We start from the raw sequence: 17,182 nt of genomic DNA, 5'->3' as shown, positions 1-17,182 counted from the left end.
CGATACGGTCAGCACCTTTGAGCTGCATTTTGGGGACGCGCCTGCCGACCGACTTACCTGACAGCGACTCGCACTTACCTCGTGCCACTCTTTATCGTTTAGAAACCTCTTTTTTAGTCGCCACTACGCCATCTAATGTCGCGGGCAGACAATTGGTAGGCCAGCGCCTGCAACACAATCGATACCTGACGTCAGGCCACATTTGAATCAAACGCCAGGTTACGCAACAGAGCAACAAGATACGCAATCTTGACTATCGGCCGATTCGCAGCCCTTGAGGGGGGAGCGGAGGTTTACGAGGATACTGGTAATGGAAAAAAGTGTTTCTAATCGGATGGATGACCCACTCGCTGCGGCTCGTGAGTCAACGGTCCATATGCTGCAGGAAAGAGAGCGTACCTTTTCGCTTGCGCAGCCGTTTTACAACGATGCCCGCCTGTTCGCGCTTGATATGCAGGAGGTCTTCGAGAAAGAGTGGCTGTTTGCGGGCATGACGTGCGAAATCCCGGCCAAGGGTAACTTCATGACATTGGATATCGGTGATAATCCCATTGTCATCGTTCGCGGCAGTGAAGGCGCTGTTCATGCGTTTCACAATGTCTGCCGGCACCGCGGGTCGCGCCTTTGCGTAAAAGATAAAGGCAAGGTGGCAAAACTCGTCTGCCCCTACCACCAGTGGACCTACGAACTTGATGGTCGATTGCTGTTTGCCGGCAGCGACATGGGCACTGACTTCGACCTCGACCAGTTTGGCCTCAAGCCGGTCAGCGTGCACACCGCCGGCGGCTTCATCTTTATCAATCTTAGCGATGAACCGCCCGCGATTGACGAATTTCTGACAACGCTTGAGCATTATCTTGAGCCGTACCAAATGGACAACGTCAAGGTCGCCACCGAGTCCAGCATCGTCGAGCAAGCCAACTGGAAGCTGGTCATCGAAAACAACCGCGAGTGCTATCACTGCAACGGCGCTCACCCCGAGCTGCTGAACTCGCTGCAGGAGTTCGATGACACCGACGACCCGCGCGCCACACCCGCCTACAAAGCGCTGGTGGCCCGCAAACAGGCAGACTGGGACCAGGAGCAGGTTCCCTATCAGCTTACGCGGCTTGGCCAGCGTAACCGCCTGACCCGTACGCCGCTGCTAGATGGTATCGTGTCGATGACCATGGACGGCCAGCCCGGCTGCAAAAAGCTGATGGGGCGCCTGAAAAGCCCCGACATGGGCTCTCTACGCATCCTGCATCTGCCCAACTCGTGGAATCACTTTATGGGTGATCACGCGGTGGTCTTTCGTGTGCTACCGCTTGGCCCGCAGCAAACCGTGGTGACCACCAAGTGGCTGGTTCACAAGGATGCCGTGGAAGGCGTTGACTACGATCCCGAGCAGCTCCGCCGAGTATGGGATGCGACCAACGACCAGGATCGCCAACTCGCCGAAGAGAACCAGCGTGGCATTAACTCCAAGGCTTACCAACCGGGCCCTTACTCTGAAACCTATGAGTTCGGTGTTATCGACTTTATCGACTGGTACGCCGCCCGCATGCTCGAGAACCTAGGATATGAGGCGCCGACGTTACACTTAGCCCAAGGGTAAAACTTGAAGGATCAAGGCAGTGACGTCTAGGACTTAGCCAGGGTAGTTGACAACGTGTACACATAAGAGACACCTGTGTACACTTTGCCACACTATTCCTAGACTATTCTTAGAGAACTGCTCAATGCCATCCACCGATACGCCCACCGCTAAAGGCTCCCAAGACGTCTGGCTTGAGGCGGCGTTTGAGCTGCTATTGGAATCGGGCGTCGATAGCGTACGTATTCTTTCCCTGGCCAAGCGACTAAAGCTTTCTCGAACCAGTTTTTACTGGTTCTTCAAGGATCGCGAGGCACTGCTGGAGGCACTGATTGCACGCTGGCGTGAAAAGAATACCCAAGGGCTAGTGCATCAGACCGAAGCCTATGCCGAGAATATCGTCGAAGCGATGCTCAATGTCTTCGACTGCTGGCTGGACCCTAAACTGTTCGACTCCCCGCTAGAGTTCGCCATGCGCAGCTGGGCGCTACAGTCAGCATCCGTAGTGAGTGAAATCGATGCAGCTGATGCCACCCGTATCGAAGCACTGGCGCGAATGTTCCAGCGCTACGGCTATGATCCGCTGGCGGCCAACGTTCGTGGTCGCACCATCTACCTAACCCAGATCGGCTATATCTCGATGAAGACCCAGGAACCGCTTGAGGTGCGCATGCAGCGCATCCCCGCCTATGTCGAGATCTTCACCGGCCAGCCCCCTGGCGCAAGGGAGTTACAACGCTTCCATGCCCGCCATGGATATTATTCTCCAACTGGCACTTACTAGCCCACAGCAAGCCTGATCGGCTAACACCACCTACCTCCCAACCGTACTAGCGGTTAAACATGCTCGCCTCGAAATGTACATCATTGAACATTTAATTGACAACAATGAACATTAGCACCTAGATTTATTAAATACACAATAAAATGGCGTCCTGCCCATGCTTAACGATCCGCTGCTGCAGCCCTTCCAGCTCAAACATCTAACCCTGAAAAACAGGCTTATGATGACAGCTCATGAGCCCGCTTATCCTGAGGATGGGATGCCCAAGGCGCTCTACCGGGCCTACCACGTCGAGCGCGCCAAGGCAGGCCTTGGCCTGACTATGACTGCCGGATCCGCCGCAGTAGCCAAGGACAGCCCGCCCGTGTTCAACAACATACTCGCCTATAAGGATGAAGTGGTGCCCTGGATGCGTGAGCTGACCGACGCCTGTCACGAGCATGGCACCGCAGTGATGATCCAACTCACCCACCTGGGCCGACGCACTCGTTGGGACAAGGGCGACTGGCTGCCAGCGCTGTCGCCTTCTCACCGTCGCGAGGCGTCCCACCGCGCCTTTCCCAAGCAGGTCGAGGATTGGGATATCGAGCGCCTAATCCGCGACTACGCCGATGCCGCCGAGCGCATGCATGCCGCCGGTCTCGATGGCATCGAGCTACAGGCCTATGGCCACCTGATGGATCAGTTCTGGTCACCGCTGACCAATACTCTTGAGGAACCTTATGGCGGCGATCTCGATAACCGACTGCGTTTCACCTTCGATGTGCTGCGCGCCATTCGCCAGCGGGTGGGTGAGGCGTTTATCGTCGGTGTGCGCTACACCGGCGACGAGATGCTGCCGGGTGGGCTGACCTCCGGCGATGGGCTGGAGATATCACTACGCTTGAAGAGTAGCGGCCTGGTCGACTTCCTCAACGTGGTTCGCGGCCACATCGACACCGATGCAGGGCTCACCGACGTGATTCCCATCCAGGGCATGCCCAGCGCCCCGCACCTGGATTTTGCCGGCGAAATACGTCGTGAGATCGACTTCCCCACCTTCCATGGCGCCAAAATCCAGGATGTCGCCACTGCCCGTTATGCCATCGCCTCTGGAAAGGTCGACATGATCGGCATGACCCGTGCCCACATGGCCGACCCGCACATCGTGCGCAAGATCGCCGAAGGGCGAGAGGAAGAGATCCGCCCCTGCGTCGGCGCCAACTACTGCCTTGATCGCATCTATCAAGGCGGTGCCGCCTACTGCATCCATAACGCCGCCACCGGGCGCGAAACCACCATGCCCCACACTATTCCCAAGGCGGCACAACAACGGCGAGTCGTAATTATCGGCGCAGGGCCAGCAGGGTTGGAAGCCGCTCGTGTCGCCGGTGAGCGTGGCCATTCGGTGGTGGTATTAGAAGCCGCCAGCGATGCGGGGGGGCAGGTACGTCTCACGGCGCAGAGTGAGCGACGTCGCGAGATGCTGGGCATCATCGATTGGCGCCTGTCGCGCTGTGAAGCACTCGGCGTCGAGATCCGCTACAACGTCTGGGCCGAAGCCGAGGAGGTGCTCGCCGAAAAACCCGATGTGGTGATCGTGGCTACCGGTGGCTACCCGATGGAAGACCAGCCCGCAGTCGGCAGCGACTTAGTCGTCAATACCTGGGACATACTCTCCGGGCACGTGCCACCGGGCAAACGGGTATTGCTGTTTGACGATGCAGGCGACCATGCCGCCCTTCAGGCTGCGGAGATCATTGCCGCCGCGGGGGCCGAGCTTGAGATTATGACGCCGGACCGCACCTTCTCCGCCGAGATCATGGCCATGAACCTTGTGCCCTACATGCGTTCCCTACAGCGTGCCAACGTCACCTTCACGCCGACTTACCGGCTGAAGTCCGTGCAGCGCGACGGCAACCAACTGCTCGCCGAAATCACCAGCGATTATGTGATTCACGGCCAGCAAGATACGGGGCAAGAGCGGCGTATCGACCAAGTGGTGGTCAACTACGGCATCACACCGATGGCCGATATCTATTTCGAGCTAAAACCCCACTCCAGCAACCGCGGCGAGGTGAATTACGATAACCTGATCGTGGGCGCCCCCCAGACCATGACTAGCAACCCGGATGGCCGCTTCCAGCTGTTCCGGATCGGCGATGCCGTCGAGTCTCGGAACACTCACGCGGCTATCTACGATGCGCTCAGGTTGGTTAAGGACATTTAGTTTCCACAGCAAACCAGTGCAGCATTAACGCTGTTTGGGCTCAATCGGGAGAGAGGCCCCGTAGCCGCTCACTACGCCGGCGTAGCAGTTCAAGGGTGGTGAGCATCATCATCGATAGCAATACCAGCATGGTCGCTACAGCGAGGATCGTCGGGCTGATCTGCTCGCGAATGCCCGACCACATCTGGATCGGCATGGTGCGCTGTTCAGGACCTGCAATGAACAGCACCACCACCACCTCGTCGAAGGACGTGATGAAGGCGAACAGCGCCCCTGACACCACCCCCGGCGTGACCAGTGGCAGCACCACCTTGAAGAAGGTGCGCGTGGGATTGGCCCCAAGACTATGCGCCGCACGGATCAGCGTGGTGTCGAAGCTGGATAGCGTGGCCGTCACGGTAATGACCACGAAGGGAATGCCGAGCGCCGTATGTGCCAGAATCACACCCACGTAGGTTTGGGCGAGATTGACCTTGGAAAAGAAGAAGAACATCGCCGCCGCTGAAATGATCAACGGCACGATCATCGGCGAAATCAAAAGCGCCATGATCGCGCCGCGAGCTGGCATGTGCCGACTCGACAACCCCAGTGCCGCTACCGTCCCCAATACTGTGGCCAGCAGCGTGGACGCTATACCGATGATGAAGCTGTTCTTGATGGCATTGAGCCACGCGCTCGAGGTAAAGAAATCCTCATACCAGCGCAACGAATAACCGGCTGGGTCGAAGGTCAGCATTTCCTTGCTGAAGGTGAAGTAGGGCTCGGCATTGAATGACAACGGTATGATCACCAATAGCGGTCCGATGAGGAATAGGAAGACCAGGCCGCAGATGATCAGAAAGACATAATGCCAGATACGCTCGCCACGGGTGGCGTAGGAAGGAATGGCCATGGTTTACCCCAGTTTGACCTTGTCGACGCCGATCAGACGATTGAACACCAGATAACAGATAATCACCACGAACAGCAGGATGGAGGCAATCGCGGCCGCCAGCCCCCAGTTGAGCGATGTCTGCATATGGTAGGCGATGTAATTCGTGATGAAGCGCCCCGACTGCCCGCCCACCAGCGCCGGCGTGATGTAGTAACCGATCGACAGTATGAACACCAGGATGCCGCCAGCGGCAATGCCTGGAATCGTTAGAGGGAAGTAGACCCGACGGAAACTGAGAAACGGTTTGCCCCCCAACGAGCGCGCGGCTCGCATGTAGCTGGGTGGAATGGTCTTCATCACCGAGTAGAGCGGCAGGATCATGAAAGGCAGCAGGATATGCGTCATGGCGATGATCGTGCCCATCTTGTTGTGGATCATCTGCCAGCGCGCCTCATCGGCGATCACGCCGAGGGCCACCATGACGTCGTTGAGCACGCCCTGTGACTGCAGGATGGCGATCCAGGTGGTGGTGCGCACCAGCAGCGAGGTCCAGAAAGGCAGCAGCACCAGAATCATCAGCAGGTTGGAATGGCGCATTGGCAGATTCGCCAGCAAAAAGGCCACCGGAAACCCGAGCACCAGCGTCAGACCGGTGATGACGGCGCTCATCCACAGCGTTCGCCAAAACAGGGTTCCATGGATCTGCATATGTTCCGGCACCTTGACGATTTCGCCATCGGGGCTCAACTGGCGATCCACCGCCGCCAGATAATACGACACCGTATAAGGAGACGCCTCGCGCTGGATCAGCTTCCAGGTATCGAGCTCTCCCCAGGTATTGTTAACCTCGATAAGCGACTCGCGATAGGGCGGCTCCAAAGTGCCGACGCGGCGCGCCGTGCGGCTGATAGTTGAACGCATGCCCGACTTCTCATAGTTCAGCCGGCTGGATAAAAGCCCCAGATTGCGTTCCTGCTGACCTTCGCGGAGGTCCTCGGCCAAGGCGGCAAAGGCGGCCTCATTGGGTAAAGACTCACCGTTCCAGCCTTCCAGCGCTGAAACAGTGCGGGATAAATGGGTAGACACTTCCGGGTTATCGACACTGCGCCACAGCATTTCGAACAAGGGCATCAAAAAGGCAATAAACAGGAATGCCAGTAGCGGCGCAACCAGCAACAGCGCCTTGATTTTCGAGCGTCGCACGGTACGACGCAGGCTGACCTTAAGCGGCACACCATCGGCCGTTGTCAGAGGAGCTGCAGGCGGTTCGGACACGTAGTTCTCTCCGTCAGGCGAAAGAAACGATCAGCAACGATCGGCTATCGGCATGCTGCCGCCCGATGGTCACCGGGCGGCAGCAGCGCCTTACTGGGACAGCCAGGCGTTGAAGCGCTGGGTCAGCTCATCGTTGTAGTCGGCCCAGAACAGGTCGTCCTTTTGTAGCGCCGTTTCGAAATTCGGCTCGTGGGTCGGCATGTGCGGCGTCATATCGATGCCGGTTTCGGCATGGGTGGACACTAATTCAGACGAGGAGAGACGAGCCGGGCCATAGGAAATGTACTGGGCCTGATCGGCGAGTCGCTGGGTGTCGGTGGCGAAGTAGAGATAGTCCTTCACCTTGTCGAGCTTGCCGGTGGGCACAACCCAGCCGTCCAGCTCGAACACCTGCGCATCCCAGATGATCTCGAAGGGCTGGTCTTCAGTGACCATGGCATTGAAGATCCGGCCATTGTAGGCGGAGGCAAAGGCGACTTCCTGATCGGCCAGCAGCTGAGGCGGTTGGGCGCCCTCCTCCCACCAGATGACCTCGTCCTTGATGGTATCCAGCTTGTCGAAGGCACGCTGTACGCCTTCTTCTGTCTCGAGCATGGCGTAGACCTCATCACGATCGACGCCATCGGCGATCAAAGCCCATTCCATGTTGTTGATCGGCTTGCGTAGCAGGGCCCGCTTGCCGGGATAGTTTTCCAGGTCGAAGACATCCTCGATGGTGCTGGGCTGGACGTCCTCGGGGAACATCTCGCTGTTGTAGGCGACGATATTAGAATAGACGATGGAGGCCACAAAGCAGTCACCCAAGGCACCGTCGACGAAGTCCTCGCTGGGCGGCGTGCCATCCGGAGCGTCGGCCAGCAGCTCATCGTGATCGAGCGGCTCGATTAGCCCTTCATCACAGGCGATCATGGCATCGGCGGGGAGCATGTCGACCAGGTCCCAGGTCACGTTGCCTGCCTGGGATTGGGCGCGCAGCCCCGCCAGGGCGTTACCGCTACGGTCGATATTGACGATCTCGTCTCCAGTCTTCTCCATCCAAGGCTTATCGTAAGCCTCATGTTGGCTCATGCTGTAAGCACCGCCCCAGGAAACAATGTTCAACGTCTGCTGGGCATGGGCACTAACCGCCACTGCCAGTGCCGACACTCCCACGGCAGCGATACCTGTTTTAAAAACGCGATTGCTGATACTGGTTTTCATAGGGATTCTCCGTTTATTGTTGCAATCGCCGCCGGCACCATGGGATGCCAAGAAACGGCGCACTTGACTGCCGTCCTGCTTATGCATCCAGCGCGCGGCAATCGGCGCTCGACCAGCCGACCTGAATTTGCTGGCCAGGGCGCATCACCCCACCCCCTTGGGCATTGGGCGTTTTCAAAATAAAATCATCATTACCGCACACCGACACCCGCGTGCGCAGATGGTCGCCCAGGTAGATAACCTCCTGCACCGTGGCGGTGAACTGGTTGTCGAACTGCGCGTTGGCGTCGCCCGACAGGATGCTGACACGCTCTGGTCTCAGCGACAGCGTCGTACGCGAGCCCACGTCCCCCACCGCCACCGGTTTGGCAATCACGGTGTCGCCGCTATCCAGGCGCACCTTGCAGTCATCGCCGAGGTGCTCGCTGACCTCGCCGACCAACCGATTGTTCTCGCCGATGAAATACGCCACAAAGGCATTTTCCGGTCGTTCGTAAAGTTCATCCGGTGAGGCTAACTGCTGCACAATGCCGTCATTAAAGACCGCAATGCGGTCAGACATGGTCAATGCTTCGGTCTGGTCGTGGGTGACGTAGATCATGGTGACGCCGAGGCTGGCATGAATGCGTTTGATCTCGTACTGCATTTCCTCGCGAAGATTCTTATCCAGCGCGCCCAGCGGTTCGTCCATCAGCACCAGTTCAGGCTCGAATACCAGTGCGCGGGCCAACGCCACGCGCTGCTGCTGGCCACCGGAGAGCTGCGCCGGGCGGCGATCGCCAAACTCCTCCAGGCGCACCATGGCCAGTGCCTTGGCCACTTTCTCCTTGATCTCCGCCTTGCTGAGATGGCGCACCTCAAGCGGGAAAGCAAGATTCTCGGCCACCGTCATGTGCGGGAACAGCGCATAGTTCTGGAACACCATGCCGATGCCGCGCTTGTGCGGCGGCAAGCCACTGATCGGCTCGTCTTTCAGCAGAATCTCACCATGGGTGGGGGTTTCGAAGCCTGCCATCATCATCAGGCAGGTGGTCTTACCGGAGCCCGAAGGGCCTAGCAGGGTGACGAATTCGCCCTTGCGGATATCAAGGTTGAAATCTTTGACGACCAGTTCGACACCGTCATAACTCTTTTGGACATTGACGAAGCGGGCGAAATTCGACGGTATTTCCGTCGTTGCCTCCCTCGCCTCCCCAGCGTCTGCAAGGGTCTCGTTCATGCACATTCCCCGATAAAAGTCCCGTTGCGGCAAGGCGAGTGCACAATCTAAAACGCACTCACACCCCGACACGCATCCCCTAGAACCTGATTGATTTATATTTTTTCTTAATGCTTGCTAACGACCATAAGGGTTGCTCGTAGCGCATGACAATTTTCGTCGGGACAATTAGCGTTGAATATCAACATGCCACAGACACAGCAAAGTCAACTACGAACGGGTTCCTTTAACGTCGAAAAGTGGCATCGCCCATGGAAGCTACTCCATGGACGGTAGGTCTTCGCCATCAATCAGGCCGCACCCGTAGGGCTCAAACGGCAGGCCGCATACTTGAACTCCGGAATCTTGCCAAAGGGGTCTAGCGCCGGATTGGTCAATAGATTCGCCGCCGCTTCCCCGTAACAGAAAGGCACGAACACCATACCCTCTGGCATGCCCGGATCCGTCCTCGCCTTGAGGGTAATGGCCCCTCGCCGGGTGGCGATGGTCAGCTCATCGCCCGGCGCCATCCCCAGCCGGATAAACTCAGCGGGTGCCAGGCTCGCCACAGCTTCCGGTTCCAGGTCATCGAGCACTTTGGCCCGGCGGGTCATAGAACCGGTATGCCAGTGCTCCAACTGGCGACCGGTGGTCAGTACCGTCGGGTAGTCGTTATCTACCGGCTCACCCGGGGGCAGCGGGCACGTAGGCGCGAACTTCGCCCGACCGCTGGCGGTTGGGAAGGCCTCAGTAAAGACCACGTCGTGCCCCGGTGCGTCCTCTGCTGGACAGGGGTAGGTCACCGACTGCTCGCGCTCGAGACGCTCCCAGGAAATATGGTTGAGAGAGGCCATGCCTTGCTTCATCTCGGCGAAAACGTCCCGTGGATGTTGATAGTTCCAGTCCAGGCCAAAGCGCTTGGCGATTTCCTGGATAATCCACCAGTCCGGCTTGGCTTGGCCCGGTAGCGGCAACGCCGCACGCCCCATTTGAACCTGCCGATTGGTGTTGGTGACGGTGCCGTTTTTCTCAGGCCAGGCGGAGGCAGGCAGAATGACATCGGCAAACTGGGCAGTCTCAGTGACAAACAGATCCTGCACCACCAGATGTTCCAGCTTGGCCAGGGCGGCCCGGGCATGGGCCAGATCCGGGTCGGACATCGCCGGGTTTTCACCCTGGATATACATGCCGCGAATAGTGCCCGCGGTGATGGCGTCCATGATTTCCACCACGGTGAGGCCGGGTGTAGGGTCCAGCTTGGTATTCCACAGCTCTTCGAAGGCACTGCGTACCTGGGCATCGCTAACGGGCTGGTAGTCCGGCATCACCATGGGAATCAGACCGGCATCAGACGCGCCCTGAACGTTGTTCTGCCCCCGCAAAGGGTGCAGGCCGGTGCCAGGGCGGCCGGTCTGGCCGCAGGCCAACGCCAGCGAGATCAGACAGCGGGCGTTATCGGTGCCGTGGGTGTGCTGGGAAATGCCCATGCCCCAGAAAATCATCGCCCGTTCGGCGTTGGCATAGAGCCTGGCCACCTCGCGAATGGTCTCGGGCTCAACGCCGCACAGACCGCTCATCGCCTCGGGGGTCATGTCGACGGTATGAATTTTCAGGGCCTCGAAGCCCTCAGTATGCGCGGCGATATAAGCCGTATCATAAAGTTCTTCGCTGATAATCACATTGAGAATGGCATTAAACAGGGCCACGTCGGCGCCCGGTGAAAAGCGCACGCTCAGGTGGGCGTAGGCATCCAGCGACTGACCACGGGGGTCGATTATCACTATCTTAGTACCGCGTTTGGCGGCCTGTTTAAAGAAGGTGGCCGCCACCGGATGGTTCACCGCAGGATTACAGCCGGTAAGAATCACCACGTCGGCCTGGCTTGCCTGCATAAAGGAGGCGGTTACCGAGCCTGAACCAATACACTCCATGAGTGCCGCCACGGAGCTGGCGTGGCACAAACGGGTACAGTGATCCACATGGTTGGAGCCAAAGCCGGTACGCACCAGCTTCTGGAACAGCCACGCCTCTTCGTTGGAGCACTTGGCGCTACCGAATCCCGCCAGGGCATCAGGGCCATGATTCACTTTAAGGTTCACAAGCCCGCTGGCAGCAACCTCAAGGGCTTCGTCCCAGCTAGCCTCGCGGAAATTCGTCAGGGGCTTGGCGGGATCGAAGTCTGGGTCGATTCCCTTTGCGACACCCTCGCGACGAATCAGCGGGGTGACAAGCCGGGATGGATGGCGCGGATAGTCATAGCCGAAGCGGCCTTTAACACATAGCCGGTTCTCATTAGAGGGGCCGTCGCGGCCCTCCACATAAAGGATCTCATCGTCCTTGATATGGTAGGTGAGCTGGCAACCCACCCCGCAGTAGGGGCATACCGAGTCCACCTTACGGTCGGCGACGGCAGAATCGCCGCGGCCCTCTTCGTTGACCAGGGTAGCGGGCATCAGGGCGCCGGTGGGGCAGGCTTGAACACACTCGCCACACGCCACGCAGGTGCTATCCCCCATAGGGTCGTCGAAATCAAACACGATCTTGGACGCCGCCCCCCGGTGAGCCAGTCCGATCACGTCGTTAACCTGTACTTCGCGACAGGCACGCACACACAGGTTGCACTCGATGCAGGCGTCAAGATTGACGCGCATGGCCGAGTGACTGCTGTCCTGCGCCAGGCTATCCGCCCGGGACGCCACATGGTGCACGGTGGGCGCCTCGCGCCCGTTGCGCCTGGGCAGCTTGCGGCGCACCGCCGTGGCATCAATAGCCAGTTGGTCGGCCATGGCCCAAAAATGGCTTGAGCTGTCGGGGCTCTCTTCCCGCTCAGGCTGGTCGACCAGCAGCATCTCCATGACCATCTTGCGGGCCGTGTAGGCTCGTTCGGAGTTGGCGCTCTTGACCACCATACCGGGGGCCGCTTCGCGCAGACAGCTGGCGGCCAGTGCCCGCTCGCCTTCGATTTCCACCATACAGGCGCGGCAGTTGCCGTCGGCGCGGTAGCCGCTGGCGTCCTTGAAACACAGGTGAGGAATGGTCTCGCCGGCGCGCTTGGCCACCTGCCAGAGGCTTTCACCGGGGTAAGCGATGACGTCAACGCCGTCCAGCGTCAGCGTGAAGCTTGTACCTAGGCTCTGTTCGCTCATCCTCATGTTCATCCCCCTACCCCTTGACAATTACGTTCTGGGCGGCAAGTTCACCGCGAAAATCCTTGAGCAGCCCCAGCACCGGGTTAGGCGCCGCCTGGCCGAGCCCGCAAATGGAGGCATCGATCATTACCTGGGAAAGCTGCGTCATCAGCCCGGCATCCCATTCGTTGCGTTCGAGCAGGGTGAGCATTTTTTCCGTACCCACCCGGCAGGGGGTGCATTGACCACAGGACTCGTCGGCAAAGAAGGCCAATAGATTGGTCGCCACCCCGCGCAGATCGTCCTGGTCGGAAAGCACGATCACCGCAGCGGAACCGATAAAACAGCCGTGCTCCTGAAGGGTGTCAAAGTCGAGGGGGATATCGGCCTTGGACGCCGGCAGAATGCCACCCGAGGCACCGCCGGGCAGGTACGCCGTTAGTCGGTGGCCGTCGGCCATGCCGCCACAATACTCGTCAACCAATTCGCTAAGGGTGATCCCCGCAGGCGCTAAATAGACGCCTGGGCGTTTGACCCGGCCCGAAACCGAGAAACTGCGCAGCCCCACGCGGCCATGGCGACCCTGGCTAGAGAAAGCCTCAGCGCCGCGCTGCCAGATCATCGGGATCCAGTAGACGGTCTCGACGTTATTGACCAGCGTTGGGCGGTCAAAGAGCCCCTTCTGGGCCACAAACGGAGGACGATGGCGGGGCTTGCCCGGTTTGCCTTCCAGGGACTCAATCATCGCCGACTCTTCGCCGCAGATGTAAGCACCCGCGCCGCGGCGCAGCACGATGTAACCCGGCGCCACCCACCCTGCAGCCTCAAGCTCGCCAATCGCCTCGCGCACCACGCTATGTAACGCTGGGTACTCATCGCGTAGGTAGATATACAGCGCCTCGGCGTCTACCGCCCAGGCGCTGACCAAGGCCCCTTCAAGAAATTGATGAGGTGAGCGCTCCAGGTAATAGCGGTCCTTGAAGGTACCGGGCTCGCCCTCGTCGGCGTTGATGGCGCAGTAGCGGGGGCTAGCCTCCTGACGTACGAACGTCCATTTTTTGAAGGTAGGGAAACCCGCGCCACCCAAGCCACGCAGATTGGCCTGCTGCATCGCCTCCATCAGCGCTTCTACCGTAACGCTGCCGTCATGACAGGCCTGGAGCAACGCCATACCGCCCTCGCGGCGATAGTCGCCCAGTCGCTGCCAGTCAACGGGAGCGGGGTGAAAGTGGCCCTTTTCGATCACCGACGCAATACGCGCCTGGGTGGCGAACAGCACATGATGGTGGCCTACTTCGGCTACTGGCGCCGTGTCGCAGCGTCCCATGCAGGGGGCCCGCAGTATCCGCACCTGTTCGATATCCACGTTCGCTTCAAGCTGTGCTTTAAGCGCCTCGGCACCGGCTAGCTGGCAGGTTAGGGAATCGCAAACGCGAATGGTCACTGCCGGCGGCGGCAGCTGATCGTCGTGGATGACGTCGAAGTGCGCATAGAAAGTGGCTGTCTCGTAGACGGCCGCCATGGGCAGGTTCATGTAAGCCGCCAAGGCACGCAAATCCGCCAGCAATAGATGGCCCTGGGTGTCCTGAATGGTATGCAGGTGTTCAATAAGTAGGTCGCGGCGGCGCAGCGTGGCGTTCTGTCGTTCGTCGCCCAGCAGTTCACACAACCCCTCAAGAAGGCGGGGATCAAGTTCACGGCCACGGGGTTTACCGCGGAAGCGGCGCTTGGGGGACACGGTCTGGACGGTCATTGAATACCCATTATTATCTTGATCGGTTTTATACCGGATGAACGAAGACGGCACCCCGCGGGGCGCCGTCTAGGGTCGCACTAACCTGCCCTCAGGCAAGGGCAGGGCTTGTTACTCAGTACTTATTAAATGAGTTATTAAGCCACGCTGCTATGGGGGTCAATGACGAATTTCTTAGCAGCGCCGCCATCGAAGTCGGCATAGCCCTGGGGTGCCTGATCCAAAGTGATCATCTGGACATTCACCGCATCGGCGATATTGACCTTGCCAAACAAGATCGCCTGCATCAACGGGCGATGGTACTTCATCACCGGACACTGGCCCGTATGGAAGCTGTGGGACTTGGCCCAACCAAGACCAAAGCGCATGCTCAGAGCGCCCTGCTTGGCAGCGTCGTCAGCCGCGCCCGGGTCTTCAGTCACATATAGACCCGGAATACCGATCTGACCACCCGCCCGGGTCAACGACATCGCCGAGTTGAGCACCGTGGCGGGCGCTTCTTTGCCGTGATTGCAGCCACAGGCGTGAGCTTCGAAGCCGACGCAGTCGACAAAGGCATCGACCTCACGCTCGCCGAGGATCACCTCAATCTTGTCGGCCATATCGCCGTCCTGGGTCAGATCGATGGTCTCGCAGCCAAAGCTGCGGGCCTGGGCCAGACGCTCTTCGATCATGTCGCCGACGATCACGCAGGCCGCACCCAGTAGCTGAGCGGAAACCGCGGCCGCCAGACCTACCGGGCCAGCACCAGCAATATAGACAGTACTGCCGGGGCCGACACCAGCTGTAACGCAGCCGTGGAACCCAGTGGGGAAGATATCGGAGAGCAGGGTCAGATCCTTGATCTTCTCCATGGCCTGATCGGCATCTGGGAACTTCAGCAGGTTAAAGTCAGCATAGGGAACCATGACATATTCGGTCTGGCCGCCGACCCAGCCGCCCATATCCACATAGCCGTAGGCGGCGCCAGGACGAGATGGATTGACGTTGAGGCAGATACCGGTGCGGCCTTCTTTACAGTTGCGGCAGCGACCACAGGCAATGTTGAACGGCACCGAGACTAGATCGCCCGGACGTATGTACTCAACGTCGCGGCCGCACTCCACAACCAGGCCGGTGATCTCGTGGCCAAGTACCAGGCCCGACGGCGCAGTAGTGCGGCCGCGCACCATGTGCTGGTCGCTGCCACAAATATTGGTGGTCACGACCTTGAGAATCACGCCGTGCTCGCATTTGCGATTGCCGAGGGCGAGTTCAGGATAGGCGATGGACTCAACGGCGACCTCTCCCGGCCCCTTGTAGACCACTCCGCGGTTGGCTGCATTCATGGCTGGCTCCTGTGGCTTATTGTTCTGTTCATGATGGTTGATTGCGCTATCCCACCCTATCCCCTCCGCGCATTGGGACTTACCCCAAAAAGGCACTCACATATCTATTCAAGACATCCTAGCCAAGATGAATAGATAGAGGTCGCTTTCACGACACTCCTCCTTTGCAACAGGCCCAACAATTCATAGCGTCGGCAATGTGACGCAACCCCGACGTCTAACAAGAGCCACCAAGGAAACCCAATGAAAAACAATGACGACCCGGTTCTGTCGCCTGGACAGGACAATACCCAGATAATGGGGTTGGATTTTCATAACCCCGTCTTTCCACTCTCCGCTCTCGCCATTCTGCTGTTCATTCTTTACGCACTGGTTTACCCAGATGCCGCTAATACTCACCTTGGGTTTGCCAAGAACTGGTCGATCGAACACTTCGACTGGCTATTCATGATTGCGGGTAACGTTTTTGTGGTTTTCTGCCTCGTACTGATCTGCTTGCCGCTAGGTCGGATTCGTCTTGGCGGCAAAGATGCCAAGCCGGAATACTCGCGCACCTCCTGGTTCGCCATGCTGTTTGCGGCAGGCATGGGCATTGGTTTGATGTTCTGGAGCGTTGCTGAGCCGGTGGCCTATTATACCGATTGGTACGGAACGCCCTTGAATGCGCCGGCGGGGACGCCGGAAGGCGCCAGCGCCGCCATGGGGGCGACGATGTTCCACTGGGGACTGCACCCCTGGGCCATTTATGGCGTGGTGGCACTCTCACTCGCTTTCTTCGCTTATAACAAGGGCCTGCCACTAACACTGCGCTCCGCCTTTTACCCCATTCTTGGCGAGCGAACCCGCGGTTGGGCAGGCCATATCATGGATATTCTTGCCGTACTCTCAACCATTTTTGGCCTGGCCACCTCGCTCGGTTTTGGTGCTACCCAAGCGGCCAGCGGGCTTGCCTACGTGTTCGGCACTCCCAATACCATCGGAACGCAACTGGCAATTATTGTGGTGGTTACAGTGATCGCGCTGATCTCGGTATGGCGGGGTCTCGACGGTGGCGTCAAGCTATTCTCGAACATCAACATGGTCATTGCGGCGGCGCTGCTGCTGTTTGTATTTATCGCCGGGCCGACCCTGATGATTCTGACAGGCATCGGCACCACGGCGCTGGACTACGTGAGCCACCTTTTGCCGCTGTCGAACTGGATTGGCCGTGAGGACGACACCTGGTATCACGGCTGGACGATCTTTTACTGGGCGTGGTGGATCTCTTGGTCTCCGTTTGTCGGCATGTTTATCGCTCGCGTATCCCGGGGGCGCACGGTGCGTGAATTTCTGATCGCGGTACTGCTGGTGCCAACGCTGGTCACGCTGGTATGGATGAGCGCCTTTGGCGGCACGGCACTTTTTCAAGCCTCAAACGGCGTGGGTGAGCTGGCCAACGGCATTGGTGACGTCTCGCTAGCTATGTTCCATATGCTGGAGCAGCTGCCCATGACCAGCATAACGTCGACGCTGGGGATTATTCTGGTACTGGTATTTTTCATTACCTCTTCAGACTCCGGCTCGCTGGTGATAGATAGCATCACCGCTGGCGGCAAAACCGATGCACCCAAGGGCCAGCGAGTGTTCTGGGCAGCGCTGGAAGGCATTATTGCGGGTGTGTTGCTGTACGGCGGCGGAAGCACGGCACTCAGCGCACTGCAGGCGGGCGCGGTGGCCACGGGACTCCCCTTTACGTTGGTTCTCTTGCTGATGTGTTTTAGTCTTTATATGGGGCTTCACAAGGAGTGGCAACAGCTCAACGCGGTGCCCAAAATCGCTAGCTAATCAACTCTAAACCGCCCGCCTATTCGGCGGGTG

General features: G+C 58.8%; 11 protein-coding genes. 4 read left to right on the top strand and 7 right to left on the bottom strand.

All coding sequences use genetic code 11. From position 1 onward, the window contains the following. The first annotated feature begins 310 nt into the window (after positions 1–310). The 3 genes from QHL1GM_RS15060 (at position 311) to QHL1GM_RS15050 (ending at position 4,569) form a co-directional block, all read left to right on the top strand. Positions 311–1,597 carry an SRPBCC family protein gene (locus QHL1GM_RS15060; protein WP_071695187.1) on the top strand — a complete coding sequence of 429 codons (1,287 nt, stop codon included), beginning with the start codon at positions 311–313 and terminating at the stop codon, positions 1,595–1,597. A 124-nt stretch (positions 1,598–1,721) separates the two neighbouring features. Then, positions 1,722–2,360, top strand: coding sequence for a TetR/AcrR family transcriptional regulator (locus QHL1GM_RS15055; protein WP_071695186.1), 639 nt, complete (start codon positions 1,722–1,724; stop codon positions 2,358–2,360). Positions 2,361–2,517: 157 nt separating this feature from the next. Further along, positions 2,518–4,569, top strand: coding sequence for an NADH:flavin oxidoreductase (locus tag QHL1GM_RS15050; RefSeq protein WP_071695185.1), 2,052 nt, complete (start codon positions 2,518–2,520; stop codon positions 4,567–4,569). A 40-nt stretch (positions 4,570–4,609) separates the two neighbouring features. Here the strand turns inward: QHL1GM_RS15050 and QHL1GM_RS15045 are convergent, their stop codons facing one another. The 7 genes from QHL1GM_RS15045 to fdhA all read right to left on the bottom strand — a co-directional run bounded on the left by QHL1GM_RS15045 (position 4,610) and on the right by fdhA (position 15,325). Continuing rightward, entirely contained in the window at positions 4,610–5,461 is an 852-nt protein-coding gene (locus tag QHL1GM_RS15045) for an ABC transporter permease (protein WP_071695184.1), read from the bottom strand. Between the two features lie 3 nt (positions 5,462–5,464). Continuing rightward, the gene (locus QHL1GM_RS15040; protein ID WP_071695183.1) at positions 5,465–6,718 is read right to left on the bottom strand and encodes an ABC transporter permease; all 1,254 of its coding nucleotides are present in this window, start codon (positions 6,716–6,718) and stop codon (positions 5,465–5,467) included. 90 nt (positions 6,719–6,808) lie between these two features. Next, positions 6,809–7,918 (bottom strand): extracellular solute-binding protein, encoded by a 1,110-nt coding sequence (locus tag QHL1GM_RS15035; protein WP_083571040.1) that lies wholly within the window; start codon positions 7,916–7,918, stop codon positions 6,809–6,811. A gap of 79 nt (positions 7,919–7,997) precedes the next feature. Beyond that, complete coding sequence (locus tag QHL1GM_RS15030; RefSeq protein WP_071695182.1) at positions 7,998–9,137, bottom strand: ABC transporter ATP-binding protein; 1,140 nt, start codon at positions 9,135–9,137, stop codon at positions 7,998–8,000. 290 nt (positions 9,138–9,427) lie between these two features. Further along, positions 9,428–12,262, bottom strand: coding sequence for a formate dehydrogenase subunit alpha (fdhF, locus tag QHL1GM_RS15025; protein ID WP_071695181.1), 2,835 nt, complete (start codon positions 12,260–12,262; stop codon positions 9,428–9,430). Between the two features lie 16 nt (positions 12,263–12,278). Beyond that, positions 12,279–13,997: an NADH-ubiquinone oxidoreductase-F iron-sulfur binding region domain-containing protein gene (locus tag QHL1GM_RS15020; protein ID WP_071695180.1), complete on the bottom strand. Its 1,719-nt coding sequence runs from the start codon at positions 13,995–13,997 to the stop codon at positions 12,279–12,281. A gap of 137 nt (positions 13,998–14,134) precedes the next feature. Next, positions 14,135–15,325 (bottom strand): formaldehyde dehydrogenase, glutathione-independent, encoded by a 1,191-nt coding sequence (gene fdhA, locus QHL1GM_RS15015; RefSeq protein WP_071695179.1) that lies wholly within the window; start codon positions 15,323–15,325, stop codon positions 14,135–14,137. Positions 15,326–15,568: 243 nt separating this feature from the next. Here fdhA and QHL1GM_RS15010 point away from each other — a divergent pair, with 243 nt between their 5' ends. Further along, positions 15,569–17,149, top strand: a complete 1,581-nt coding sequence (locus QHL1GM_RS15010; protein ID WP_071695178.1) for a BCCT family transporter — start codon at positions 15,569–15,571, stop codon at positions 17,147–17,149. The last annotated feature ends 33 nt before the right edge of the window (positions 17,150–17,182 follow it).

Origin of the sequence: Halomonas sp. QHL1 (assembly GCF_001882345.1) — a bacterium.
Lineage (GTDB): Bacteria > Pseudomonadota > Gammaproteobacteria > Pseudomonadales > Halomonadaceae > Vreelandella.
This window is presented reverse-complemented; position numbering and strand designations above follow the sequence as displayed.